21 protein-coding genes are annotated in these 26,076 nt (G+C 50.7%); 7 read left to right on the top strand and 14 right to left on the bottom strand.

The genetic code is table 11. The annotated features are described in order from the left end of the window. The first annotated feature begins 206 nt into the window (after nt 1-206). Together ACJJID_RS03135 and ACJJID_RS03130 are read left to right on the top strand one after the other, a co-directional pair. Nucleotides 207-1,379, top strand: coding sequence for a sensor histidine kinase (locus ACJJID_RS03135; RefSeq protein WP_444921449.1), 1,173 nt, complete (start codon nt 207-209; stop codon nt 1,377-1,379). Continuing rightward, complete coding sequence (locus ACJJID_RS03130; protein WP_444921448.1) at nt 1,376-2,212, top strand: LytR/AlgR family response regulator transcription factor; 837 nt, start codon at nt 1,376-1,378, stop codon at nt 2,210-2,212. Before ACJJID_RS03135 ends, ACJJID_RS03130 begins: the two co-directional genes overlap by 4 nt. 180 nt (nt 2,213-2,392) lie before the next feature. Here the strand turns inward: ACJJID_RS03130 and ACJJID_RS03125 are convergent, their stop codons facing one another. The 7 genes from ACJJID_RS03125 to ACJJID_RS03095 form a co-directional block, all read right to left on the bottom strand. After that, nucleotides 2,393-3,652: a sugar MFS transporter gene (locus ACJJID_RS03125; protein ID WP_444921447.1), complete on the bottom strand. Its 1,260-nt coding sequence runs from the start codon at nt 3,650-3,652 to the stop codon at nt 2,393-2,395. A 345-nt stretch (nt 3,653-3,997) separates the two neighbouring features. After that, complete coding sequence (locus ACJJID_RS03120; protein ID WP_444921446.1) at nt 3,998-4,954, bottom strand: acetyl-CoA carboxylase carboxyltransferase subunit alpha; 957 nt, start codon at nt 4,952-4,954, stop codon at nt 3,998-4,000. 92 nt (nt 4,955-5,046) lie between these two features. Continuing rightward, nucleotides 5,047-8,565 (bottom strand): DNA polymerase III subunit alpha, encoded by a 3,519-nt coding sequence (gene dnaE, locus ACJJID_RS03115; RefSeq protein ID WP_444921445.1) that lies wholly within the window; start codon nt 8,563-8,565, stop codon nt 5,047-5,049. Between the two features lie 58 nt (nt 8,566-8,623). Then, on the bottom strand, nt 8,624-8,839 hold the full coding sequence (locus ACJJID_RS03110) for a DUF1289 domain-containing protein (RefSeq protein ID WP_444921444.1): 216 nt from the start codon (nt 8,837-8,839) through the stop codon (nt 8,624-8,626). A gap of 12 nt (nt 8,840-8,851) precedes the next feature. Then, a complete protein-coding gene (locus tag ACJJID_RS03105) occupies nt 8,852-9,394 on the bottom strand; it encodes a gamma carbonic anhydrase family protein (protein WP_444921443.1) in 543 nt (180 codons plus the stop codon). An 81-nt stretch (nt 9,395-9,475) separates the two neighbouring features. Then, nucleotides 9,476-9,997 carry a methylated-DNA--[protein]-cysteine S-methyltransferase gene (locus ACJJID_RS03100; protein ID WP_444921442.1) on the bottom strand — a complete coding sequence of 174 codons (522 nt, stop codon included), beginning with the start codon at nt 9,995-9,997 and terminating at the stop codon, nt 9,476-9,478. Further along, nucleotides 9,994-11,460 (bottom strand): AlkA N-terminal domain-containing protein, encoded by a 1,467-nt coding sequence (locus ACJJID_RS03095; RefSeq protein WP_444921441.1) that lies wholly within the window; start codon nt 11,458-11,460, stop codon nt 9,994-9,996. The genes ACJJID_RS03100 and ACJJID_RS03095 overlap by 4 nt, the downstream gene beginning before the upstream one ends. 607 nt (nt 11,461-12,067) lie before the next feature. Between ACJJID_RS03095 and ACJJID_RS03090 the strand changes: the two genes are divergently transcribed. Continuing rightward, on the top strand, nt 12,068-14,650 hold the full coding sequence (locus ACJJID_RS03090) for a thrombospondin type 3 repeat-containing protein (protein WP_444921440.1): 2,583 nt from the start codon (nt 12,068-12,070) through the stop codon (nt 14,648-14,650). A 62-nt stretch (nt 14,651-14,712) separates the two neighbouring features. Here the strand turns inward: ACJJID_RS03090 and ACJJID_RS03085 are convergent, their stop codons facing one another. From ACJJID_RS03085 to ACJJID_RS03060, 6 genes are all read right to left on the bottom strand, one after another. Continuing rightward, nucleotides 14,713-15,504, bottom strand: a complete 792-nt coding sequence (locus ACJJID_RS03085) for a PhzF family phenazine biosynthesis protein (protein ID WP_444921439.1) — start codon at nt 15,502-15,504, stop codon at nt 14,713-14,715. 223 nt (nt 15,505-15,727) lie between these two features. Beyond that, nucleotides 15,728-16,279 (bottom strand): hypothetical protein, encoded by a 552-nt coding sequence (locus ACJJID_RS03080; RefSeq protein ID WP_444921438.1) that lies wholly within the window; start codon nt 16,277-16,279, stop codon nt 15,728-15,730. Nucleotides 16,280-16,559: 280 nt separating this feature from the next. After that, entirely contained in the window at nt 16,560-17,216 is a 657-nt protein-coding gene (locus ACJJID_RS03075; RefSeq protein WP_444921437.1) for a glutathione S-transferase family protein, read from the bottom strand. 283 nt (nt 17,217-17,499) lie between these two features. Further along, a complete protein-coding gene (locus ACJJID_RS03070) occupies nt 17,500-19,218 on the bottom strand; it encodes a dipeptidyl-peptidase 3 family protein (protein WP_444921436.1) in 1,719 nt (572 codons plus the stop codon). A gap of 72 nt (nt 19,219-19,290) precedes the next feature. Then, entirely contained in the window at nt 19,291-21,123 is a 1,833-nt protein-coding gene (locus ACJJID_RS03065) for an ABCB family ABC transporter ATP-binding protein/permease (RefSeq protein ID WP_444921435.1), read from the bottom strand. 121 nt (nt 21,124-21,244) lie between these two features. Further along, the gene (locus ACJJID_RS03060) at nt 21,245-22,030 is read right to left on the bottom strand and encodes an SDR family NAD(P)-dependent oxidoreductase (protein WP_444921434.1); all 786 of its coding nucleotides are present in this window, start codon (nt 22,028-22,030) and stop codon (nt 21,245-21,247) included. Nucleotides 22,031-22,540: 510 nt separating this feature from the next. On the opposite strand from ACJJID_RS03060, the gene ACJJID_RS03055 reads away from it, so the two are divergent. The 3 genes from ACJJID_RS03055 to ACJJID_RS03045 all read left to right on the top strand — a co-directional run bounded on the left by ACJJID_RS03055 (nt 22,541) and on the right by ACJJID_RS03045 (nt 23,876). After that, nucleotides 22,541-23,140, top strand: coding sequence for an SMP-30/gluconolactonase/LRE family protein (locus ACJJID_RS03055; protein ID WP_444921433.1), 600 nt, complete (start codon nt 22,541-22,543; stop codon nt 23,138-23,140). A 92-nt stretch (nt 23,141-23,232) separates the two neighbouring features. Further along, nucleotides 23,233-23,415: a hypothetical protein gene (locus tag ACJJID_RS03050; RefSeq protein WP_444921432.1), complete on the top strand. Its 183-nt coding sequence runs from the start codon at nt 23,233-23,235 to the stop codon at nt 23,413-23,415. A gap of 8 nt (nt 23,416-23,423) precedes the next feature. Continuing rightward, nucleotides 23,424-23,876, top strand: a complete 453-nt coding sequence (locus ACJJID_RS03045; RefSeq protein ID WP_444921431.1) for a hypothetical protein — start codon at nt 23,424-23,426, stop codon at nt 23,874-23,876. 97 nt (nt 23,877-23,973) lie between these two features. On the opposite strand, the gene rimK is transcribed toward ACJJID_RS03045, so the two are convergent. Beyond that, nucleotides 23,974-24,891, bottom strand: a complete 918-nt coding sequence (gene rimK, locus ACJJID_RS03040) for a 30S ribosomal protein S6--L-glutamate ligase (RefSeq protein ID WP_444921430.1) — start codon at nt 24,889-24,891, stop codon at nt 23,974-23,976. A 624-nt stretch (nt 24,892-25,515) separates the two neighbouring features. Here rimK and ACJJID_RS03035 point away from each other — a divergent pair. Next, on the top strand, nt 25,516-26,013 hold the full coding sequence (locus tag ACJJID_RS03035) for a nuclear transport factor 2 family protein (RefSeq protein WP_444922599.1): 498 nt from the start codon (nt 25,516-25,518) through the stop codon (nt 26,011-26,013). Nucleotides 26,014-26,076 lie beyond the last annotated feature (63 nt).

Below are 26,076 nucleotides of genomic sequence, written 5' to 3'. Positions count from 1 at the left end.
GTCATATGGGTCCAGATTGCCGAAAGTAACTTGACTAATCACCCCGGAAAGCGACAAAAAGGACCAAATAAGGGCTAAGCTGGAATCCCGGCGCACAGGCCCACTGGCGGGCTCCGGTAAGCCAAGGTAATATCTTCCGGATAATAATGAACGCGATGATGAGCGTCTATCCCGTCATTTTCACAAAATTAAATATACGGGACATCATGCAGTACTCTACCCGTCAATACTGGAATGCAACTGCGGAAATTCCTTCGACCCGCTGGTTTTGGAAATTACAGCTGGTCAGCTGGATTGGCATTTTGTTGGTGACATTTCTCTCCCTGACTCTCTGGCATTCACCCACTGAGTGGCCGCGCTTCGAGCCGGCAAATACTATTTTCCAATGTGCTGTGGCTTTTGTTCTCTCGGTATTCCTGAGACCCATTTTTGATATCGCCTGGTACTCTGAACTGGCCGTTCGCACAGTTATTTATCTACTCGCCGTTGCGGTGATTTCCGGCATCTGGACCCTGGTGCGCATGGAGGCCTATATCCGCCTGAGCGGGGAACACTCCATCTGGTCTGAATTCGGCGGCTGGTATTATGCCTCCCTCTTTGTCTTTCTCTTCTGGAGTGCACTCTACTGCGGGGTTAAATACCACATACTGCTTCAGGGTGAGCACAAGAAAATGCTTGAGGTAGCTGCAGTCAACGAGCGCGAGCAGCTGCGCAGGCTCCAGGCAGAGGCTATCGCCAATGAGGCCCAGCTTAAAATGCTGCGTTATCAGCTCAACCCACATTTTTTGTTTAATACCCTGAATTCCATCAACGCCCTGATTCGCTTTCAACAGGCCGATGAAGCACGCGAAATGGTGGTACGTCTCAGCGATTTTTTACGCCTCTCCCTTAAGGAGAGCCCCATGCAAAAGGTAGAGCTCGAGCGGGAAGTGCAAGCGGTACTGCTCTATCTGGATATTGAGAAAACCCGTTTTGCCGACCGCCTGGCCGTTGACCTCAGTATCGATGAGACAGCCCGGCATGCACTGGTGCCCAGCATGTTGCTGCAGCCACTGGTTGAGAATTCAGTTAAATATGCCATCGCTCCCAATGAACTGGGCGGCACCATTGGAATCCATGCGAAGTGTAGTGGCCAACGCCTGTTACTGGAAGTACAGGATTCAGGCTGCTCAGAAGATTGCACCGGCGAGAGAAATTTTCAGGCCAGCTCCACCGGTGTCGGACTTAAGAATGTACGGGAGCGGCTCTCCAGCCTATACCCACAGAATTACCGTATAGAACAACAGGAAAAACCTGATTGCGGCATGTCGATACGGATCGATATACCGTTGGAAAAATCCACGCACCCCACCAATGAAACACAGGGAGAAGTCCAATGAACAAACTCACTGTCGTGCTGGTGGACGACGAACCCCTAGCCCTGCGCCTGCTGCAAAGCATGTTTGAGGAATTCCCGGATATAGAGATTGCCGCCTGCTGCCGCAATGGGCGTGAGGCATTGCAAGCCGTATCTGAATACAGTCCAGACCTACTGGTTCTGGATGTACAAATGCCAGGCATGAACGGCTTTGATGTGGTCAGTCGTCTACAGGCCGATACCATACCATTGGTAATATTCGCCACTGCTTTCGACGAATATGCCCTCAAAGCTTTTGAGGTTCACGCTGTCGATTATGTTTTAAAACCCTTAGATAGCGCTCGCCTAGAAACCGCCCTTGATCGCGCACGCCAGCGCTTGCAATTGGCACATGCCGGCAAAAAAGACATCCACCAGGAAGAAAAAAACCGGCTGCTGCGCTCTATTGAGGAAATGAGTTCAACCAAGGGACAAGCCTCTGAGACTCGCACCCCAGTGATCAACAATCGCCTAGCGATTAAGGATCGCGGCAGTATTACTATGGTCAATCAGCAGGATATCGAGTGGATAGATGCTGCCGGTGACTATATGTGTGTGCATGTAAAAGGGGAAACCCATGTTATGCGCAGCACCATCAAAGACCTGCAAAAACAGCTGTGCCCGGATAATTTCAAGCGTATTCACCGCTCCACCCTGGTAAATCTCAACTATATCGAACACATCAAAGTACTTACCAAAGGGGAGTACTTTCTCACCCTAACTAGCGGCGCCAAAGTTAAAGTCAGCCGTAACTATCGCCTACCGATCAAGGAATTTCTTGAAGCCAATCGACGCGTAGCTTCGGAAGTTTCCTGATAAGACGTCCACTTCCATTCACTCAATACTGGCAGGGATTTGCCAGTATACCTAAAATTCTCAAACGAGAAAAACATCAGCCACATTGCCCACTAGTTAATACAGGGTAATTATTTCTTTATAAGCAAAAAAAGCCGGTATGGAAATACCGGCTAAACGAGCTCAGAAGAGAAGAAAAAATTAAGCGCGTTTGTCTGGGCGGTGACCAATGGCACCGTAATAAAGAATGTAGAGGTAACAGAAAATAGGCAGCACAAATGCCAACTGGATACCCACTTGGTCCGCCAATAATCCCTGCAATAACGGCACTATAGCGCCGCCGACTATAGCCAAGCACAAGATACCAGAACCCTGGCTAGCCGCCTTGCCAAGTCTCGCAAGAGCTAAACTGAAAATTGTTGGAAACATAATGGAGTTACACAGCCCCACCGCCAAAACAGCATACATTGCCAGGTAGCCATCAGCCGCCACGGTAATAAGCAGAAGTAGACAGGAACCCAGGGAACAAATTGCCAGTACTTTCCCCGCGGAAATAAAACGCATAATCAAGGCACCGGCAAAGCGCCCAACCATGGCCCCACCCCAATAGAGTGAGATATAAAAAGCCGCCTCAGACTCCTCCAGACCTGCTATGGAGTCTTCGGCAATAAAATTCACCAGGAAACTGCCGATTGAAACTTCCGCGCCGACATAGACAAAAATCGCTACCGCTCCTAAAACGAGATGGCGATAACTCCAGGCTGAAGCTTCACCTACCTGCGATGAAGTCTGTGAAGTATTACTGACAATAGATGGCAGATTCAAAAACGCAAAAACCAGGGCCAATACGGCTAGGGTAGCCGCCAGAATCAGGTAAGGCACCTCGATCACCGAGGCACTGACTGCGCCGGCAGCAACTCCCGCAGCTGGGAGAATTAATAATGCACCGAATTGTGGGGCTACGGTGGTACCTAGTGCATTAAAGCCCTGGGTCAATGTCAGGCGGCTGGGTGCCGTGCGCTCATCTCCCAATGCGGCGACATAGGGGTTGGCCGATACCTGTAAGATAGTGATACCGGAAGCGAGAATAAACAGGGACCCAAGGAATAATCCATAGACCTCCATACGCTCCGCGGGAATAAATAGCAGGCAACCCAGCACCGCAATAGTGAGGCCTGTGACAATACCTTTTTGGTAACCGATTTTACTCACCAGGCTACCCGCCGGCAGGGAAACCAAAAAATAAGCCCCAAAAAAGCAGAACTGCACCAGCATTGCCTGGGCATAGTTCAGTTCAAAAATACCCTTCAGATAGGGAATCAGGATATCGTTCAAACAGGTTATAAAACCCCACATAAAAAACAGTGAGGTCAAAGCCACCAGAGCAAATTTTTGCCCTGCTTGATCGCCAGCTTGCAACTGTCCAGCATCCGTTGCCGTATTACTTTGCAAAATCGCCATATTTATTTTCCAGAAACTTCTGCTGTGGCTATACCGTAAACCGCAAGCCAGCACCTAAACACTTGTTATTCTTTTTACTTTCTACCATGAGGGCACAGAGGCCTTGCAGCGGTTTTCGATAAGGAGGGCCAAAAATGGGGGCAATAGGGCACTACGCAAAGTGTCTTTGATGCGTTCAAGTAGCGAAGCGAATCAATAATAAGAGGCGAATGGCCGGTCTAATATAAAGGGATGCCGTAAAACAGACAGCTTGAATCGAATAAAAAGAGGCAGGGCTCCCAGGAGGGCAAACCAGGAGCGTAAAAAGGGACAGCTCCGTGATAGGGAGCTATCCCTCGGAGAATATTAAGAAACGATATTGCCGTAGCTCATCAGGCGCTGGTAACGCTTCTCCAGCAGCTCATCGATGGGGATAGCACTTAGCTGCTCCAGTTGCTCACCGAGGCGCTCCTTCAGACTCACGGCCATAGCATCGGGATCGCGGTGGGCACCGCCGAGGGGTTCGGGGATGGTTTCATCCACAATACCCAACTCTTCCAATACACTGGAAGTCACCCCCATAGCCTCAGCCGCCAGCGGGGCCTTCTCTACGGTTTTCCAGATAATATTCGCGCAGCCCTCAGGGGAAATCACAAAGTATGTGGAGTACTGCAGCATATTAAGCTGATCGCCGACGCCAATCGCCAGGGCGCCACCGGAGGAGCCCTCACCGATCACGGTGCAAATAATCGGCGTGCGCAAACGGGACATCACTGCCAGATTCTGGGCAATGGCCTCACTGATCCCGCGCTCTTCACTGTCGATACCCGGATAAGCCCCTGGAGTATCGATCAGAGTCAACACCGGCATTTTGAAGCGCTCGGCCATTTGCATAATACGCAGCGCCTTGCGATACCCCTCAGGCTTAGGCATACCGAAGTTACGAGCGACTTTTTCGTTAACAGTACGACCCTTCTCTTCGCCGATCACCGCGACCGGCTTGCCATTTAAACGGGCGATACCGGCAATAATCGCCTTGTCATCACCGAAATGACGATCGCCGTGCAGCTCGTCCCAATCGGTAAACAGTCGCTCGATATAGTCCTTGGAGTAAGGCCGCTGCGGATGCCTGGCCACCTGGACTACCTGCCAGGGGCTCAGATCTGAGTAGATGGACTCGGTCAGAGTTCTGCTCTTATCCCGCAGTCGGGTCACTTCATCGGCGATATTCAGCTCATTGTCGTCCCCGACCAGCTGCAACTCTTTAATTTTGCTTTCCAGCTCTGCAATCGGCTGCTCAAACTCGAGAAAGTTGAAATTCATGAAATCTGCGCCTTAACTCTTTTCCATGCCACTGGGCAATCACAGCGACATAGCTTAACTGTACAGAACCGACCAGTCGAGCCCAGTGGACTTTAACGCCGTTCGGCGTATTGAAGCGCCACCCGCTCCCGGCCCAACAGCTCCCGTAGGGACTGGACCATCTGGTCATTCGGCTCCACATTCCACTGTGGAGGCAGGCGGTAGAGACCTCGCGCATCGTGGCGCAACACTTCCAGGCTGACCCCGCACTGGCCGCCGGTATAGGGCTGCAAACACGAGGCCAGGCGCTTGGCTAGTCCAGGTGCCACAACACCGGTATCGACTTGCAAACGCACACCGGTCACCCGGCTCTGGCGCAGCTCATCCAGGGTGGAGACCCCATTTACGGTCATTTTCAGACCGCCACTGTAATCGTCATTGGCTACAGGGCCTTCGAGTACCAGCAATGCATCCTTGGCCAGCTTGTCGCGGTGCTCACCAAACGCCTCGCTGAACATGGCCGCCTCAATGCGACCGCTGCGATCATCCAGGGTAACAATAGCCATGGAATCACCGCGCTTGGTCTTCATCACTCGCATGGCAACCACCAGACCTGCCACTTTTTGTGCTTCACGGCCGGGTTTTAAATCGGCGATTCGCGCCTTGACTAGGTGCTGTAACTCATCGGCATATTCGTCGATGGGGTGGCCGGTGAGGTACAGACCCAGAGTGTTTTTCTCACCCTCCAAGCGCTCGCGAATACTCCAGCAGCGGGTACGACGGAAATCCTCGTACACATCGCCATCGGAAGATTGGGGCACCACCTCGCCGAATAGGTCCATCATGCCGGCATTTGCATTGGCCTTTTGCTGTTCCGCCGCCTTTACCGCTTCATCCAGTGCGTTAAACAGCACCGCGCGGGAATAATCCAGTCCATCGCTGCCGCCAGTATCCGGCCCGATAGTGTCAAAAGCACCGGAGCGCACCAGCGCCTCTAATGCACGCTTATTCACCTTGCGTGGATCGACACGGGAGCAGAAGTCAAACAGGTCGGTAAAGGGACCGCCCTCCTTTCGCGCCGCAATAATATTTTCAATCGGCCCCTCACCCAGGCCCTTAATAGCACCGAGACCGTAAATAATGCGGTTGTCGATATCCACCGAGAACTGGAAGCTGCCCAGATTCACATCCGGCGGCACCAACACCAACTCCATGGCGCGGCACTCTTCGATAAAGGTCACCACCTTATCGGTCTTATCCATATCCGAAGACATGGTCGCCGCCATAAACTGGGCCGGGTAATGGGCTTTCAGCCAGGCCGTTTGATAGGACACCAGTGCGTAAGCTGCCGAGTGAGACTTGTTAAAGCCATAACCCGCGAACTTCTCTACCAGGTCGAAGATCTTAATCGCAAGTTCGGGGTCGATGCCTTGCTCTTTTGCCCCGTTTTCAAAAGTGGCCCTCTGTTTGGCCATTTCCTCCGGTTTCTTTTTACCCATTGCCCGACGCAACAGGTCGGCGCCACCGAGGGTATAACCCGCCAACTCCTGGGCGATCTGCATCACCTGTTCCTGGTAAACGATCACCCCGTAAGTGGGCTCCAGGATCGGTTTCAGCTTCTCGTGCTGGTATTTTGCATCCGGGTAGGCCACCTGGGCGCGGCCGTGCTTCCGGTTAATAAAGTCATCCACCATGCCCGACTGCAGTGGGCCCGGGCGGAACAGGGCCACCAGGGCGATCATGTCTTCGAGGTTGTCCGGCTGCAGGCGCTTGATCAGGTCCTTCATTCCCCGGGATTCCAGCTGGAATACCGCGGTGGTCTCCGCTCTTTTGAGCATTTTGAAGGTTTCTTCATCGTCCAGCGGCAGCGCGGCAATATCCAGGGGCTCCTCACCCTCGCGCGCACGGGTCTCGTCCACCATGCGCTTGGCCCAGTCGATGATGGTCAGCGTCCGCAGGCCGAGGAAGTCGAACTTCACCAGGCCCGCATCTTCCACATCGTTTTTATCGAACTGGGTGACCAGGCCCGCGCCGGTCTCGTCACAGTAAAGCGGCGCAAAATCGGTGAGCTTGGTGGGGGCGATAACGACACCACCGGCGTGCTTGCCCACGTTACGGGACACCCCTTCGAGCTGCAGGGCCATCTCCCAGATTTCCTGGCCCTCGTCATCGTGGTCGAGGAATTCCCGCAGGATCTCTTCCTGGTCGAAGGCCTTTTGCAGGGTCATACCCACGTCCGGGGGAATCATTTTGGACAGCTTGTCGGCGAGGCCGTAGGACTTGCCCTGTACCCGCGCCACGTCCCGCACCACCGCCTTTGCGGCCATGGTGCCGAAGGTAATAATCTGGCTCACCGCCTGGCGGCCATAGTTATCCGCAACGTAACCAATTACCCGGTCGCGCTTCTCCATACAGAAGTCGATATCGAAGTCGGGCATCGACACCCGCTCCGGGTTGAGGAATCGCTCGAACAGCAGATCGTATTGCAGCGGGTCCAGATCGGTAATATCCAGCGAGTAGGCCACCAGGGAGCCGGCACCGGAACCCCGCCCCGGGCCCACCGGGATATCGTGGTCTTTGGCCCACTGAATAAAGTCCATCACGATCAGGAAGTAGCCGGGGAATCCCATCTGGATAATGATATCCAGCTCAAAGCGCAGGCGGTCCTCATAGACCTTGCGACGCTCGGCATAGTCCGCAGCGGATTTGTCGAGGATGGTGGCGAGGCGCCGCTCCATGCCCTCGTAGGAGACCTTCTCGAAGAACTGGTCCTCAGTCATACCCTCGGGAATGGGGTACTCCGGTAAGAAGTATTTACCCAACTGGATTGGCGCGGAGCAGCGTTTGGCGATCTCCACGGTATTTTCCAGGGCTTCGGGGATATCGCCAAATAGCTCCCACATCTCTTCCGGTGTACGGAAATACTGTTCGGCGGAATAGCGGCGCTCGCGGCGGGGGTCGTCGAGGGCACGACCTTCGTGGATACAGACACGCACCTCGTGGGCCTCGAACTCGCTCTCTTCCATAAAGCGCACATCGTTAGTGGCCACCACTGGCAAATTCAGTGTCTGTGCCAAATCCACCGCCGAATGCAGGTAGTCTTCATCGCCAGCGCGACCGGTGCGCTGTAACTCCAGGTAATAGCGGCCGGGAAATAACTCCGCCCACTCCCGTGCCAGTTCCTCTGCCTGGGCGCGACGCCCCGCAACCAAGGCTCGGCCTACATCGCCGTACTTGGCACCAGACAGCATCAGCACCCCATCGCTGTACTCTTTCACCCACTCGCGCTTGATATAAGCGTTACCATGGTACTGGCCCTCCATCCAGGCGCGGGAGATCAGCTCGGTGACATTTCGATAGCCATCGGCATTCATCGCATAAAGCGTGATTAGCGTGGGCTTGCCTTCGCCGCCCTCGCTGAGCCAAAAATCCGCTGCGGTAATTGGCTTGATACCGGCACCCAAACAGGCCCGGTAGAACTTGATCTGGCCGTAGAGGTTGCACTGGTCGGTAATCGCCAGGGCCGGCATTTCCAGCTCCTGGGCACGGGCAATGGCCGGTTTGATACGTACCAGGCCATCGATCAGGGAAAATTCCGAGTGAATTCTTAGGTGGACAAAGGGTTGAGTCATAGTCGCGTTTAGTTCCGGGCCCTGCGAGGCCCGGCCCCGACAAAGCGCTATCGATTGTTTACCAGATTCGGCCCATTTGCCGCGCGCGCTCGGTGCAGAGCTTTAACACTGCACGGCGCTCATCATTGTTCATTGAGCCCCAGCGGCTGATTTCGTTACCATTGCGAAAACAGCCCTCGCACAGGTCCTGCTCATTCAGGGCACATACGGAGATACAGGGGGATTTCACCGGGCGCTCTTTCGGCTCCACGGTTTTTACCGGTTGTTCAGACAACTTCTTTAAACCTCAAGATTTAGCCTCAAGAGACTCGAGCGGGACCAGCTCACTGGCAAAATATTTGCCGTTGGCCGCATAGTGATCGCTGCTGGCTTTGAGCAGCTCGTAGGTGGCGGGATCGAGAGATTTTACTACCTTGCCGGGAGAGCCCAGCACCATAGAGTAATCGGGGATTTCTGTGCCCTCGGTCACCAGCGCATTGGCGCCAATGATACAGCACTTGCCGATTTTGGCCCGGTTTAAGATCACGGCATTAATACCTATCAGGCTGTAGTCACCAATGTCACAGCCGTGCAGCATCACTTTATGGCCTACGGTGACACCGGTGCCGATGGTTAATGGCGTCCCGGGATCCGCATGCAGCACGGCGCCATCCTGCACATTCGTATTTTCGCCGATGGTAATCTGCGCACAGTCACCGCGAACCACCGCGTTAAACCACACAGAGCTATGGGCAAGCATGCGCACATCACCAATTACATGGGCACCGGGCGCAATATAGTGGCCCTCACCTTCCAGTTGTGGCTGTTTATCCCCCAATCTGTACAGCATTTGGCCTCCGGTTCGATCTGGTTACGAACCGCTTATTATCCTGCTCCGAAGGGGATGTGGCTAGCGCATAACAACTGTGCCCTAAAGCAACTCACCTTGAGCTACAAAATGAGCACCCTCCAGGGTAAGCAATCGAGCCTTTAGTGACAGACCGCCGGCATATCCTGTGAGACTACCATTGGCCCCGATCACCCGGTGACAGGGAATCACCACCGCTATCGGATTGGCGCCGTTGGCCCGCGCCACTGCGCGAATGGCACGGGGCTGACCCAGCGACCGGGCCTGCTCGCTATAGCTGCGGGTTTCGCCGAAGGGAATCTTTAACAGTGCCTCCCAGACACAACGCTGGAACTCGGTCCCCTTAGGCGCCAAGGGAAGGTCGAAGCTTTGACGCTGCCCGGCGATAAATTCGCGCAGTTGGTCCGCAGCCCTGTCGGTCAGCTCGGAAGCTCCCCTCTGCCAACCAGAACCCACACGAAGCGGCCGCTCCATATCAAAAAACTGCAAAGCGACGATCCCTTTACTATCCCCTTCACTACCCTCTTCGCAGGCTGCGATGGCGACCTCTCCCAACTCCGTGGTGTAACACTCGTAAACAATCATTTCTTATCTCCTGATTTCAGGGATTGCCATAACAACATGGCTCCATAAGCCCGCCAGGGCCGCCACTGTTCCGCCCGTGCCAAGGCCTGCCTGGGTTTTGCCTTTTCACCCTCACTGCCAAGCGCTTGCAGAATACCCAGATCCGAAGACGGAAAGGCATCCGGCATAGATAACCCGCGCATGGCGATATATTGGGCGGTCCAATCACCAATACCTGGCAGCGCAGTAACCTGCTCACACCAGGCTTCCAGGGATTGCTCGGCAAAATTCACTCGGCCATCCAGAGTTGCCGCAACAAACCCGCGCAGGGTTTTGGCTCGAGTGCGCGTCAATCCCAAGTCGGCAAAGTCTGCCCCGGCGAGCTGTTGCGCTGTAGGAAACAAAAATCGCTCTTCGCCAGCATCATCCATAAAAGACTCCCCATAGCGAGCCACCAAGCGCCCGGCGATAGTGGTTGCCGCCGCCACGCTGATCTGCTGGCCGAGGATCGCCCGCAGGGCATATTCAAACGGGTCCCAGGCGCCGGGAAGACGCAACCCAGGCTGTAGGGTTAGCTGCCTTTCCAGCAGCGGGTCGCCATTTAATGCCGTTTGGATTTCCTCGATATCCGCATCCAGATCAAATAGACGGCGCAGGCGCTGATTGAGCAGGTAGAGCCCCGCCCCCCCTTCCTGGCCGGAGATCTCCACCACTAGGCGTTTTCTCTCCGCGTCATTAGATACCCGAATCGAACCGCGGCAGCCATCCAAGGCAATGCTGCGCGAATAGACTTCTCCATCCACCTGTTCCACGCCCTTCAGGGCACGCGCGCCCAAAAAGGACAACAGTTGAGACCAGCCCAACGGTGGGCGGTAATCAAGATACAGGCGAACTTGAGTGGCAATTCCCGGTTTTAACTGATCACCGCTCCCTTCTCTGCGCACTTCGGAAGGGGTGCGCTGATATATCTGCTTAAAAACGCCATTAAAACGACGCAGGCTATTAAAACCGGACTCGTAAGCAATTTCAGCGATAGGCAAGTGGGTATCGCGTAACAGGCGAAAAGCAAACAACGCTCGCTCAGTCTGCCACACCGCCAAGGGGCTCACACCCAGGTGCTCGGCAAATAAACGACGTAGATAGCGGCTGCTGACGCCGAGACGCTCGGCCAATCGCTCCACCGATTGCGGCTCCCTTTCACTGCGCATTAACTTCAAGGCCCGCTGCACCGTGGTCGATACCAGACCCCATGCTGGGCTTCCCGGCGCAGAATCCGGTCGGCAGCGCAGACAGGGCCTAAAACCGGCATTGGCCGCCTCGGCTGCAGTGGCAAAATAGGTGACATTGCGCTCCAGGGGCGGTCGCGCAGGGCAGATGGGGCGGCAAAAGATTCCGGTCGTCTTCACCGCAGTGAAAAAACGCCCATCGAAGCGCCGATCACGGGCAAGCCGCGCGCTAGAACAAATTGCCGCATCAATTTTCATGTGCCCCTCCCGTATATGACTTCCAGTCTATTTCTACGCCGCACAATAAACTAGTCAAAAACGGAACTGGTCAAAAACCTTTCTGACCAACTGGTCAAAACAAGAATCCAGTCGCCACTACCTTGGATAAATAATTCAAGTAAACAGCGTTTCTGGCAGCACCAGCTATTGTTTGCTAGCCGATGAATTGGCGAATCTGATTATTCTCTTCCCACCGATAAAAATAATCAGGGTCATTAATTTCCACCTCACCAGCAGTTCAGAAGAGAAAGGCATAGCGACACCTGCCACTCATTCATCCACATCAATGTCGGCCACTTTATTTTTTTTCATTGAAAAAAATAAAACCCACAAAATAAACCGCCTTTATTTCCTCAATCATTACCTTTATTCAGAGAAAACACACATATTTACCCACATCGAAAATTCGGTGGCTTATCTAATCTGAAAAGAAATAAATATCAGATATTTATCCCCCGAAATCTATCTAACGGGAAGAACCCATAAAAAAGTGACGATTTAATTTTCACTTCTTTTCGCGCAAGCCATAGGCCACTTCTTCGCCGAGCAGATAACAAAAAAGGATTTGTCCCCGGAGATTTTCAACATGCCCAAAATACCGCTGATTGTATTTATTCTCTCTCTACTGCTATTGAGCGCCTGTGGTTCCGACAAAGGGAGAGGTAGGGCCGCCGAAGACTTACTCCCCGGCTCCAATGTCACAGACAGTGATAGAGACGGCATACGAAACTCCGATGACAATTGTCCCAGCATCAGTAACGCCTCTCAAGAGGATCTGGACAGTGATGGCAGCGGTGACGCTTGTGACAGCGACGATGACAATGATAACCACCTGGATTCCGAGGATAACTGCCCACAAGTCGCCAACACCGATCAGGCAGATAGTGATGGTGACGGTCTTGGCAATGCCTGCGATGAAGACCTCGATGGCGATGAAGTGGTAAACGAAGAGGATAACTGCCCTGCAGATGCGAACCATGAACAGGGTGATATAGACAACGATGGTGTAGGCGATAGCTGCGACAACGATCGTGACGGTGATGACTACACCAACACCCTCGACAATTGCCCAAATGTCGCCAACCCAGATCAGGCTGATCAAGACAGTGATGGCATTGGCGATCTTTGTGATGCCGATAGCGATGGTCTGGACGATGGCGTAGACAACTGTCCGCAAGTGCCCAACGAAGATCAAGTGGATACCGATAGCGATGGCGTAGGCAACGCCTGCGATAACGACGATGACGGTGATGGTATCGAAGACAGTGGCGACAACTGTCCAAGCACTCCGAATCCCGCCCAGGAGGACCAAGACAACGATGGTCTCGGTAATGTGTGCGACCCTGACCGGGATAACGACGGCACTGAGAATGAAGCCGATAACTGTCCCAACGTCTCCAACGCCGATCAAACTGACACCGACTCTGATGGGCAGGGCGACCTTTGCGACGGTGACGATGATGCAGATGGCATTGAGGACCAGAGCGACAACTGCCCACTTGAAGCCAACGCCGACCAGACCGACACCGATGGCGATGGCCTCGGCGACCTCTGCGACTCGGATCGGGATGGCGATGACGTGGACAACGATGCGGACAACTGCCCACTTGAGCCGAATGCAGATCAGGCAGATCAGGCAGATAGCGACGGTGACGGTTTCGGCGACGCCTGTGATAACAACGCCGATATTGACGGGGACCTAATTCCCGACAGCTTCGACAACTGTGTAAACGTTGCCAATACCAGTCAAATCGACCGAGATGGAAATGGAATTGGTGACGCCTGTGACAGTGATCTGGATGGCGACGGCAGCGATAACGAAGTAGATAACTGCCCGGCTATTCCCAACCGGAATCAGGCAAATAATGATAACGACCAGTACGGTGATATCTGTGATAGCGATGATGATAACGATGGCATCAACGACTCTGCTGATAACTGTCGCTACGCCTCCAATGCCGACCAGAAAGACAGCGACGGAGACACCCTCGGCGATGCCTGTGATTCCGATCTGGATAATGACGGCATCGAGAATGCTAACGACAATTGTCCCAACGCCTCCAACACCCTACAAGAGGACCGGGATGGGGATGGCATAGGCAATGTTTGCGATACAAACACCGATAGTGACAATGACAGCTATGACGACGGAGTAGACAACTGCCCAACCGTAACAAACCCGGATCAGGCGGATCAGGATAAGGACGGCAATGGAGATAGCTGTGATATTGACTGGGATGGAGACGGCACGGCCAATGGGCAAGATAACTGTCCCTTTGTACCCAACGATCAAACCGATAGCGACAGCGACGGCTCCGGTGACCACTGTGATAATGACCTCGACGGTGATGGTGTCGAGGACAACCTAGACAATTGCCCCCATGTGCCAAACCCAGGACAGGAAGACGGTGATGATGATGGCAATGGGGACGCCTGTGATAGTGATGTCGATAATGACACCCTGGATGACAGCGCAGATAACTGCCCAGCTATTTCCAACCCAACCCAAAGCGATAGTGATGGAGACGGACTAGGAGATGCCTGCGACCCCGATGTGGATAACGACGGAGTGGAAAATGCCTTGGACAACTGCCCACAAAGTTGGAATCCAAATGGCGAAGACTCTGATCAGGACGGCATTGGCGATGTCTGTGATTTTGACACCCTCCTCTCCTGCACAAGCTTCGAGGGGCTAGAAATAATGGATGGGGCCAGCACTGAACTGGCGCATGGTATCAATGCCCCCTGCGAGGGCTGTTCTGTAACTTCTTTGGGCAAGGTAAGCAACGGCATACTATCCGATGCCGCCAGAATGGAAGTAGCGAGGGGCGCTGGAGGTAGCACTTATATCCAGGTCAACCATGAAGATGTAAGAACTGGGCGCTATATGGTCAGCTTCCTGGTGGAGAATACCAACTCCCTGCTGGATCTTATTTACCTGAATAGTATTACCATCAGTACCTACCTGGATGGAACAGCCACAGGTGAAAATATCAGCGGCTATAGGCTGGCGCCCTTTAAGGTCAACGGTGCGCGGAATCACCGCCTGCTACTCGCAAATACCCGGGCAGACTTTAATCAGGTTCGCCTGACCCTTAGAGGCCTGGAGCTTAGCAACAACAAGCTAGATGTCTATCTCACCTGTGCGGTACCAATAAGCCAGGAGTAATGACTTTATAATCAAAACAGAAAAGCCCCGGTGTTTCGGGGCTTTTTTTATTAAAAATGTCATTAAAGCACTATTTTACCGCACATATAATCGACCGCTTGGCCAATAAGTATGACCTCATTATTGACAACCTCACACGTCAACACACCACCTCTCTTTGACAGCTGCCTGGCACTAAGACGCGATTTCCCCAATACCTGACTCCAATAGGGGGCAAGCTCACAGTGTGCGGAACCGGTTACTGGATCCTCATTTACCCGCAGCTTGGGGTAAAAACAGCGGCTGACAAAGTCACAGTGATCCCCCGGTGCGGTAATGACGACTCCTCTTAAATCTAACTCAGCAAGCAGCATAAAATTCGGCTTAATGCTTTTTAATTCAGCCTCGCTATTTAGCACAACGATATAGTCAAACGCAGCCAAAGTTTGTAGCGGTGCTACACCCAAAGCGTCGGGCAAACAGGAAGGACACTCAACCGGAGTGGGCACACTGGCGGGAAAATACATCTTATAGCCATCTTCACAAGCTTCCACTTTTAGTAGACCACTGCGAGTCTCAAAGTGGATGACAGGCCTTTTATAGGACAAATGCTTAAATAACACATGGGCCGTCGCCAGAGTGGCATGACCACAGAGATCCACTTCAGCTTCAGGGGTAAACCAACGCAGCCTGTAACCATCACCCTCGGGTACAAAAAATGCTGTTTCAGATAAGTTATTTTCCTCAGCAATTCTTTGCATCTGTATATCTGGCAACCACTCTTCTAAAGGACAAACCGTTGCCGGGTTACCGGAAAACACTTCAGACGCAAAAGCATCCACCTGATAAAGATTAATCTCCATATTTTTCTGCACTATCCATCCTAAAGGGAAAAGCAGAGATTACTATCAATAGCGCTGACAATACAGGGCGATCATCAAAATGCAACCACAGCAGAAACTTAAAAGGGGCATTCAGATGCCCCTTAAATAGAAACGATGCGCTAACAATGAGATAATGCGTGTTCAATACTTGGCTAAAAATCTCACAAGGGGCATGCGCAGTAGTTTAAAGAAACAAAGAAAATTTTTTAGCCGGCTAATCCAAAGGGCAAACACTTGCCAGAGAAGTTGTGAAAGCACGCTTCATAAATTCAAACTGCTCATTGGTTTCCATATGTTCACTCAATGAGTTCCTGGCAGAAAGAAAGCGCTTCTTCTCCGAATCTGTCATACCTTCATGATAGAGGTATAGCTTTTCAACTGGCTTCATCGCCGATTTTTCGCTTCTATAAAATTGATCCTTGGACATTGCCAGATCAACCTTATCCCGAATTGAGCCATCCGGCATTATTTGAACAGAGACGCTGGGAACATAGTTTGCTATCGGTCCCTTTAGATTTAATACTTCTGGATTAAGCTCACTCAGTTTCTTGGCGATATAAACTTTCAGCTTATTATTTCTAACTTCCAGTTTTACAAACGGCTTTATTATCTTGAACTTATCTTTATCCTCTTCAAACAATTGCACAGACGCCTCTAACATCACCAAACTCTGGGTGTTCAGAAAACGCTCATACTCCTCTAACTGGCAAGATGCTTGTGCATACTGACTGAAGAAAAAGGCGAGAACCAGGGCTGGTATTTTCATTGTTCCAATGATTATCCTTAATTTTTAGGTATTGGCCGCCCAACTCCATTAGGCGAATCTGACGTATATCACACCCTATTTTAGTCGCCTTTTTCTCTTGCATAACCTATAGGTTCACATTTGCGGGATTCCCCACAGAAAATACGTGGCTTCCTTCTTTTTTCAGGCTATACACGCCATTAAAAGACAACGGGGAGAAGATGGAAAGAAAGACCAGGGCATTACCTCTAAAGGTTTGCCCTCTGTGCAGCCCAATGCAATAAAACTGAACTCTTCTTAATTAGCGATAATTATCCAGGATAATCGGGGGCAGGCTCCTGGCTTCCGACATCCACTCTTCCACACTCTCTCTAGCAAGAAGCCTTTTTATCCACTGGTGGGTCAGAGGCCAGCTTCGCATTTGAGGGCGGTGAGAATAAATTCTGATTACCGTGGGTACCAGTGCGAGATCGGCCAGGGAGAGATCACCACATAGGTAAGGGCCGCCACTAAGGCTAAGTTCTTGCTCCCAACAACGAAACAACCGCTCTGCATCTATTTGCTCTTCCTGGCTCATCTGCCGTTTATCGGGATAAAAAGCACTTTCAAAAGATAGCCGTGGACATAGCCCTGAGAGTCCCGCATGCTGCCAGCTTAAGAAGGATCGCGCTCTAGCCCTTAGCAAGGGATCTGAAGGCAATAAATTTCCACCACCAATATCATTGACATACTCCATAATAGCCAAAGAATCAAAGATGATACTTTGGTTCTCCATCAGTACAGGCACTGAAGCAGCTGGGGAGATCTCACCAACTCTACGAAGATTGTTGAAACGCTGTGGCTTGCGAATATCAACAACCTGCTCTTTAAAATCAATACCCAGCTCCCTTAAAGGAAGCCATGCTCGAAATGCCCAAGTGGAGGCATTCTTTGTACCAATGTATAAAATACGTTCCATGTTTAGCCTTAAAAAATTTAAGAATCAATCTTACAGCCAGATAACAAGGTAATCACAATAGGTCCACTCTTTTTCCCATCAGAGACTCCAACCTATCGAAGCTTTCTTTCCAGGCAAAGATACACAAAGAGGCTAGCCTAAAAAATCACAACAATAAAAATGCCATCACCAAATTATTGATTACCTCTCATGCTTCACACATCTATATAGGCATCCGGCTCCCTAGAAAAATATCAAAACAAAAAACCCGGCAGGAGCCGGGTTTTTGAAGGTAGTTTTTTGCTTATTTTAATCCAAGCACTTCTTTGCCCTGGATAAAAGTAACATCGACAGGAATATTCGCTTCAGCCAGTCGGTCCAAATCGGACTGCAACTCGGGGCCAATAACGCCCTTTTCGGCAAGCAGAGCTTTAGCTTGGTCGTAGTTACCATCACCTTGGATAGTGAGGATCAGGCGCGATAGATTGGTCATAGCCTGCTGCATTTTTTCGAAATCCACGCTGTACTGCCCGGTTTTCGGGTCACGGGTAAAGGCGCCCTGCTCTTTAAAAAAGTTAAAGCGCATCATATTGGCTTTACCGTGGGCACTGGCTGCACCGAAGCGCACACTGCGGAAAATACCGGCCAAGAAGGTAACGTAGTTATCCATCAGTTCACCTTCTTGGATCTCCCCCTTCTCATGCAGGCGGGTCACCATATACAGGCCGAGAATATCCGCTTTGCCTTCTTCCAGGGAGGAGGAAGTCTCCTTCAGTGCCTGACGCACATTTGCCCCGCCAGTCACAGTCTTCTTAATACCTAGGCCGTGTGCCACTTCGTGGAACATGGTATTAGCAAAGAAAGCGGGGAATGTGATGTGCTTACGCTGATCCGGCGCAATCAACACATCGCTGATGGGCACCAGGATCTTATCGAACTTAGCGCGCATAGCATTTTTCAGCTGTAGCCGACGAGTGCCTTTCGCCAGCTGCACTTCTTCATCATTAGGCAGGTTAATGGCGATGGTCTTGGAACCCGCATTGCTGTGACCCGCGTAGAAGAGTACATCGTAGGCATTCAGGTCGGAATCGGTACCCGGCTCTTCGGCTTTGTACTTTTCCTCTACCGGCAGGCCTTCCTGTAGTTCAGGCAACAGCGCAGCAAACTTGGCCAGCTTCTTACTCCACTCTTTATCTTTGAGGAGTACATAAGACTCATAGGCCGTGCGATAGGCGAACATCTGATCTTCGTAATTTTCGATGGGCCCGATCACTACGTCGATATCATTTTCCTTCATGTCCATCCAAGCCATGTCGCTGGGACGGAAATTATCATTGAGCAATGCATCCGCGCGCATAATCAAGTAATGAGCGAACTCTTTACTTTCCGCCAGTGAAGCTGCCTGGCGCAGGATATCCGCAGCCTTCTTCAGGTCAGCATTGTAGGCTTTGCTGTAGGGAATCAGCTCCAGCTTGCCGGCATCGTTCCGACGCACCAGAGAGTAAAGGCCATCTTTTCCCGGTTGGTCCCAGTTCTCAAACTCTTCGCGGGTCATATCTGCCGGATAGAAGTTGGCACCCAGGGGTTTCGGGCCGTAGCCGGTAATAAACGGCTTGTTGTCATTGAGGCGATCCCAGGGACCGTAATTAATCTCGGCAAACTTGCGCGCGCGGTTGTCCTCGATATCGGGCAGCAGTACTTCTGCCGGGCCGTACGACTGCAGCCAGAACAGTTGATCCATGATCCGGCTGGCATCGATCAGCAGGCCGATCATTTTTCGCTGGTTCGCGGTGAGATCGCTCATGTCAGCGGTGAGTTCTACCGGTACATAAATATCAAAGCGCTTATCGGCATTTTCTATGGCTTGCCCTGCGGGTGGAGTGACCGTCTCAGATTCAACGATCTGCGCCTCGGCTTCGTCTTTACGGATTTCCTCGGACTGTTTGTCTTTGCTACAGCCGCCCACCAGCGCCAGGGCCAGCAGTGCGGCAGCGATCTTGGTGGTGTGAAAGGGGATGGTCATATCGCTCTGCCTATCGTTTTTTTGTTTCGGCGCCACATTAGTCTGGCTGCGCACAATTATCAAGATAGGTCTTCAGGGCTCCGCAACTTGGGAAGTCAAAGCCGATTCCTCCCCTATTCCAACCGTACGCTCCTGTTGTTGCATACGCCACAGGGTCGCATAGTGCCCGCCCTCCTCCAGCAGCTGATTATGGGAGCCCTGCTCCACAATCTGGCCCTGGTCCATAACCAAAATTTTATCGGCATCCACCACTGTGGAGAGGCGGTGGGCAATCACCAATGTGGTCTGCTCGCGGGCAATTTCCTTTAAGGAGGCGACAATGCCGCGCTCAGATCGGCTGTCCAGAGAGGAAGTGGCTTCATCAAAGATCATAATCGGCGGTTTTTTAAGCAGCGCCCGTGCGATAGCAACCCGCTGTTTCTCACCGCCGGAGAGCTTGAGGCCGCGCTCGCCTACCAAGGTATCCACTCCCTGGGGAAGCTGGCGAACAAAGTCCGACAGATGCGCATGATGAATTGCGGCCATCACTTCCTCATCAGTGGCATCAACCCGCCCATAGCGCACATTATCTTTGATCGACTGGTTGAATAGCACGGCATCCTGGGGCACTACACCGATCGCGCGGCGCAGGGATTCCTGGCTCACGGCGCGAATATCCTGACCATCAATACGAATAGCCCCACCGCTCACGTCATAAAAACGGAACAACAACTTAAACAGGGTGGATTTACCAGCCCCGCTGGCCCCTACAATCGCCACCTTTTGGCGCGGTGACACAGAGAAACTAACCTGGCGCAAAATTTCACGATTGTCTTTGTAGCCAAAGCGCACGGCATCAAATTCAATACGACCTTCCGATACCAACAAATCCTGGGCTTTAGGCTTATCTGCCACCGCAGGCTTAACCGAAAGCAGAGAGAACATCTTTTCAATATTGGCCAAAGCCCCTTTCATCTCCCGGTAAACAAAACCGAGAAAATTCAGCGGAATAAAAATTTGCATCATAAAGGCATTAACCAAAACAAAATCCCCGATGGTCATCTGTCCTTTGGTCACACCTACCGCCGCCAGTATCATAGCCGCACACATGGCACTGGCGATGATGAATGCTTGGCCCGTGTTTAAGCTAAACAGGGATAAGCGATTTTTACGCCTAGCCCGCTCCCAGACAGCAAGCTCTCGATCGTAGTGATTCGATTCATGCCGCTCATTGGCAAAATATTTTACCGTTTCATAGTTGAGCAGGCTGTCCACGGCACGGCTGCTTGCCTGGGATTCTGCCTCATTCAGGGCCCGCACAAAACGGGTGCGCCATTCGGTAGCCAATACAGAGAAACCGATATAAACAAACACGGCGACCACTACCACCAGGGCAAACACACCGCTGTAATTCCACCAAAGCAAGCCGGCCACCATGGCAATTTCCACCAGGGTTGGCACGATATTGAACACCATAAAACGCATCAAAAAGCCGATGCCGCTATTGCCACGTTCAATATCTCGGGAGAGCCCACCGGTGCGTCGGTCCAGATGGAAATCCAGGTCCAGTTTGTGCAGGTGTTGAAATACTTCCAGGCCAACCCGGCGCTGAGCCCGCTCGGTTACCCGACCAAAAATGGTATCCCGCAATTCACCAAATAAGGTGCTGGAAAATCGCACCGCACCATAAGCTAATAAAAGCCCTAGCGGCAGTGCAATGGCCTGGGCAATACCGCCGGCATTATCCAGATTGTCGACGATATGCTTGAGGATAAATGGCAGGGTAACTCCGGCCACTTTCGCCCCAATCAAGCACAAGATTGCTAGGGCGACAGCCCGGCGGAACTCCAACAAATAAGGAAATAGGGTTTTCAGCGCACCCCAGTGCACCTCATCCAGAGAAACAGTGGACTTGGGTCTCGGCATAATCGTTTCCGGAAGGCAAAATAGCCGCCCATTATAAATAGACTGAATGAGTTATATAGACGCTCAATCGTATTAATTGGCTGGTGCCCAAGTCTTTGGCTTACTACCGAACCAGCGGGGTTCACACCTTCGCCACTAAGCCACCATCGACATTAAGCGTTTCCGCAGTAATGAAGCGGGAGTCATCAGAGGCCAGGAATACTGCCGCATTAGCAATATCGTGAGGGTAGCCCGGCCCCTTCAACATTTGTGCGGTCTCGAGGAAGTTAGCAAAAACATGTTTGCCATCTGGAGAAGTAACTGCTTCGGTCAGTATTTGCCCCGGGCGCAAGCAGTTCGCTCTAATATTGTGGCGGGCTCCAATCCCGGCAATATAGCGGGTAAAGGCTTCCACCCCAGCCTTGGAAGCGTAATAGGAGGCTGATGGCAGGAAACCGACTTGATCCAATTGATTATCCGTGGGTGCACTCTGTGCTGCCAGTGAGGACACATTGATAATGGCCCCACCACCAGCACCTATCAGGTAAGGCCAGACTGCCTTACACATCAGGAAGCAGCCTGTCATATTGACTTTAAACACTTCCTCCCACTCTTGTAAGTTCTCATAGGGGAACATATTTGGGGCGCCGGTACCTGCACCGTAAAATAAAGCATTGATAGCCCCATAACGGTGGATAACCTCCATCACAGCCTGGCTCACTAAATTGTTATCAGTGACATCGCAGGAAATATAAGCGGCCTCCCCTCCGGAGGCGAGAATAGATTGTTCAACCTTACGCCCCTCTAAGGCACGCCGTGCCAAAATAGCCACCTTGGCGCCCTCCTCTGCAAAGCGACGAGCGGTTCCCTCACCGATACCTTCATTGCCGCCAACGACAATGGCGACTTTATTGTTTAGTTTTCCCATAAATCGACCTGCCAAAGCCAATAATTACTGCAGTGATGACGAGATTATTTATATTTTAGGGACCTCTGAACAATTCCATAATACAACTTTGGGCCTTGAAAGCGACAGAATTTAGTCCCTGCTCACCGCGAATGGCTATGGCCCTTTGCAAGTGGTGCAACGGAGCAATTGCAACCTTAAAGAGCAGTTTTCTGATTTCAGAGCGGCTCACAGAATTTTGCAGGGAGCCCTTAATTTTAAAAAGCGGCATTACCATTAATGGCGTAGAGCAAACCTTTTATGGGGGATGGGAATATCCTTTATTTTGGTCTTTCATCTGCCTGACGTTTGCGCTAACTGGTGGCAGGAAGTGGTCCTTAGATGCACATTTAAGAAAAGCCAATTCTGCTATTATAAGATTTTTAAGCCAATATTTTATCAACCTGTAAAAAACAGCTTGCAAAATAGACGACTGACAGGCAACAAGCCTGTATAGCACTGATCAATAGATGGTGAGTAAAGGATTAATCTGTGAAACATCGCCTTCATCTGTTAGTTGAAACCGATGCACATGAAGGCCTCGTATGGGTAGACTGGCAAAAGAGATTATATTTTACCTCCAAGCCTTCAAATGATTACACCATACCATCGGCGATTCGTTATTTCGATTTCAAAGATAAGTCCGTTCATACCATTATTGAGCGAAGCAATATGGCAAATGGTATGTGCCTAGCTGCTGATAAGAACCATCTACTGGTAGCTGAACAGGGTTTCAATAATAATCCTGGTTGTATTAGCCGCATCAACTTAAATACTTTTTATCGTGAGATTATTGTTGACAGTTTTAAGGGGCTACCATTCAATTCACCTAACAAAGTGGCTCAGGCGAATTCCCACTTCTTTTTTACTGACCCCGATTATGGCTATTACCAGGGCTTTAGACCACAAAGCGATTTGCCCACTGGGCTCTATTCCTATGACGAGCAATCTTCGCAACTTTATTGCCTGGGGGACGAGTTTATCGTTCCTCACGGGGTTGCACTCTCCAAAAATCAAGAAACTTTATTTCTAGTTGATAATTGTAGTATTACAAAAGAAAACCCTTTTATAACCCCAACCATGAACAAATAATATTCACACTTCAGCTCAGCTGTGAGTCCAGTACAGCCCAACCAGAAACAATCATTGAAATCCCCCCAACAGGTTTTATCGATGGAATACTGATGGGAGAAAATTCACAGCTTATCTTTACCAGTTTGAACAAATTGATGACCTGCTCCACACAGGGACAAAACCTGCAGTGTCTCTTTGAGGGCTCAGAAGACTTAAACTTTATCAATATAGCAATGGCAGAGGAAAGACTTTACGCCACCACCGATAACGCCATTCATTATCTTGAAATTTAATACAAAGCATGAAAACAAACAAAAGTATTCGGCAAAAGTACTACCACCTTTGGACGGATGAAAATTATATCTCCCGGACAACAGAGCAGTATTTTACTGACTTCGCACTAATCCAATATTCCAACCCCACCCCAGAATATCACTACCAAGCTTTACCAGTGGTAAAAGGCAGTGAATTTGCCATCTTACCTCCCGGCTGGGAAAGTGACTTTCATCCAACTCCCAGCCCACAATGGGTAATAACCTTATCGGGCCAATGGAGCACAACAACAAAAGATGGCGTTTCCATAACATACCAACCCGGTGATGTACACTTTGGGGGAGACTTACCGATAGAGGAATTACCGTTAAACCAGCAGGGTCATAGAGCGTTTAACCCATCCACCAATGAACCTGCAAAGGTATTGATAATTTCTGTCAACACCCCACTTTCCCCACCTCAAAATCGGGATTCGCCCTGAACACCACAGGTTACATCTTAGAAGTGGCCTCACAATTTTAAATCAACTATTTTCTTACAGATCTATAGAAAAGTGACCAGCAGCAATTTCCAGCAAGCTAACCCTTACCCCTGGGCTTATTTGGACCTCGCTTCGCATCGATTTCTATGTACTCGATAATTTTACCAGCAACATCAATATCTGATGCATTTTCAATGCCCTCCAGCCCAGGAGATGAGTTAACTTCGATGACTAGTGGGCCGTGTGCGGAGCGCAGAATATCTACCCCGGCCATATCAAGTCCCATCACCCTTGATGCACTAACTGCTAATCTACGTTCCGTCGCGCTTAGCTTGACCATTTCGGCACTACCACCGCGGTGAAGGTTTGACCTATATTCACCCTTGGCAGCTTTCCGCTGCATTGCAGCCACAACCTTTTCACCAACGACAAAGCACCGAATGTCTGAGCCACCGGCTTCCTTGATAAATTCTTGCACAAGGAAATCAGAGCCGATACCGCGAAATGCGTTGATAAGCGCTTCCGCTGCTTTTTGCGTTTCTGCCAGCAACACGCCATTGCCCTGTGTGCTTTGAGTTAACTTAACAATTAGGGGCGCACCACCGACAGATTCAATCAATGGTGCGGTTGCCTTTGCGGAGTGAGCATAGCTTGTGACGGGTTGACCGATGCCTTTTCGAGCAAGTAATTGATGCGCTCGCAGTTTGTCTCTAGAGCGTGTAATTGCGATTGACTCATTTATCGAATAGGTGTTGGCTACCTCAAACTGCCTTAGAACCGCGCAACCATAACTTGTAATACTTGCTCCAATTCTAGGAATTATTGCATCGAATGAAAGCTCTTCAACATGGCCTTCCTTACTTTGATAGTAAACATTTGGATCATTTGCGGTGATGTTCATGAAGCACTTAAGGGCATCAATCACGCGTACTTCGTGACCGCGCGATGTCGCCGCCTCCACAAGTCGGCGGGTTGAATAGAGTTTTCGGTTTCTAGATAGTATGCCAACCTTCATATTTATTCCTTGTTTATATACTTCCAAATCTCCGTAATGCAAAGCAAGCCCGCATCAAAATCTTTAAAAAAACACCATCAACCAAGCATACCCAACTTCAAATTAGAGTGAAACCACACCAAACAGTAAAATTAACTTATTACAATAAATATCAGTTAATAAAGCCCTCACCTCTTTATTAACCATAGATCTCGTTTTAATATCACGTCCTGAGCAAACCATCTACCTTTACCCAGATCTCTAGTAGTGCTTGGTAAAGGAGGGAGAGAAGAGTAAATCCAACCTCTTATAGGTAGAAATGTTCCCAAAAACTAAACAGTACCTTTAAAATACACCTGGCTACCAACGGGAATCACCCTCGAGCTAGCTTTTAATTGAGGAAGAAAAAGCTCAATCAGCTTTCATTGATCGTCAATTAATTCTGACTTAAATCTACTTACATCTATTATCCGCCTTTTAATCCGTTATTATTCTAGGGCCACCGCTTCAAGTTATATAATAGTTTACAAATATTTCCTAGTAATTACTCTGCTTCCAGCCTACCTTCCCATCTAAGGTTATCAACTTGGAAGCTCTATGAATCCGTTACAGGAATGCATTGAGAAGATTGCCATCTAGGATTTACTGGCACGATTCACCCTTTGCATCGACAACCATGATGCTATGGGATGGGTCTCTCTCTTCACCGAGAAAGGTCGCTTTGAAAACGGTACACTTATGATCAAAGGGCGGGAGAAGCTACGTCAACACCTGGTTGTTCACAGCCAGCTGGGCACACGACATATCACCTCCTCCCCCCATTATGAAGTTTCTTCCGATGGAATGAGCGCCGAGAGCAAAGCGACAACGGTAGTTATAGGAGCCACCCGAGCAGGCCACCGCGTAGTGATGGCTGGGCAATATGACGATGAGCCGGTCAAAATCGGTAGTAACTGGCTGTTCCTGCGCAGGAGTGCAGAGGCATTTAGTTTACCTGAAGATCCAGAGTTTTCATTACTCAGTGCAGACCGGCAATCTGCACATGTAATAAAACCCTTATTAGATGCATCGCAGCAACTGGGCGAACCCATCACTTCAATTAGTATCTGCCTAGGCCCTAATCGATTGACTCTGATATTTTAACCACACCCCAATGCCGGCAATATAGTCAGTTAAGCCTGCACCCCATCCGTAGAGGTCTATTCA

The sequence above is a fragment of the Microbulbifer sp. CnH-101-G genome (assembly GCF_052466775.1).
The sequence above is the reverse complement of the archived record's forward strand: the minus strand, read 5'-3'. Positions and strand labels throughout refer to the sequence as shown.

Bases quoted from the DNA above. Each gene is read 5' to 3' on its own strand.
- ACJJID_RS03105 (WP_444921443.1), bottom strand. From the start codon at position 9,394: ATGCTGTACAGATTGGGGGATAAACAGCCACAACTGGAAGGTGAGGGC.
- ACJJID_RS03120 (WP_444921446.1), bottom strand. From the start codon at position 4,954: ATGAATTTCAACTTTCTCGAGTTTGAGCAGCCGATTGCAGAGCTGGAA.
- ACJJID_RS03090 (WP_444921440.1), top strand. From the start codon at position 12,068: ATGCCCAAAATACCGCTGATTGTATTTATTCTCTCTCTACTGCTATTG.
- ACJJID_RS03130 (WP_444921448.1), top strand. From the start codon at position 1,376: ATGAACAAACTCACTGTCGTGCTGGTGGACGACGAACCCCTAGCCCTG.
- rimK (WP_444921430.1), bottom strand. From the start codon at position 24,891: ATGAAGGTTGGCATACTATCTAGAAACCGAAAACTCTATTCAACCCGC.
- ACJJID_RS03100 (WP_444921442.1), bottom strand. From the start codon at position 9,997: ATGATTGTTTACGAGTGTTACACCACGGAGTTGGGAGAGGTCGCCATC.
- ACJJID_RS03125 (WP_444921447.1), bottom strand. From the start codon at position 3,652: ATGGCGATTTTGCAAAGTAATACGGCAACGGATGCTGGACAGTTGCAA.
- ACJJID_RS03070 (WP_444921436.1), bottom strand. From the start codon at position 19,218: ATGACCATCCCCTTTCACACCACCAAGATCGCTGCCGCACTGCTGGCC.
- ACJJID_RS03065 (WP_444921435.1), bottom strand. From the start codon at position 21,123: ATGCCGAGACCCAAGTCCACTGTTTCTCTGGATGAGGTGCACTGGGGT.
- ACJJID_RS03075 (WP_444921437.1), bottom strand. From the start codon at position 17,216: ATGGAACGTATTTTATACATTGGTACAAAGAATGCCTCCACTTGGGCA.
- ACJJID_RS03060 (WP_444921434.1), bottom strand. From the start codon at position 22,030: ATGGGAAAACTAAACAATAAAGTCGCCATTGTCGTTGGCGGCAATGAA.
- ACJJID_RS03095 (WP_444921441.1), bottom strand. From the start codon at position 11,460: ATGAAAATTGATGCGGCAATTTGTTCTAGCGCGCGGCTTGCCCGTGAT.
- ACJJID_RS03135 (WP_444921449.1), top strand. From the start codon at position 207: ATGCAGTACTCTACCCGTCAATACTGGAATGCAACTGCGGAAATTCCT.
- ACJJID_RS03045 (WP_444921431.1), top strand. From the start codon at position 23,424: ATGAAAACAAACAAAAGTATTCGGCAAAAGTACTACCACCTTTGGACG.
- dnaE (WP_444921445.1), bottom strand. From the start codon at position 8,565: ATGACTCAACCCTTTGTCCACCTAAGAATTCACTCGGAATTTTCCCTG.
- ACJJID_RS03080 (WP_444921438.1), bottom strand. From the start codon at position 16,279: ATGAAAATACCAGCCCTGGTTCTCGCCTTTTTCTTCAGTCAGTATGCA.
- ACJJID_RS03050 (WP_444921432.1), top strand. From the start codon at position 23,233: ATGGGAGAAAATTCACAGCTTATCTTTACCAGTTTGAACAAATTGATG.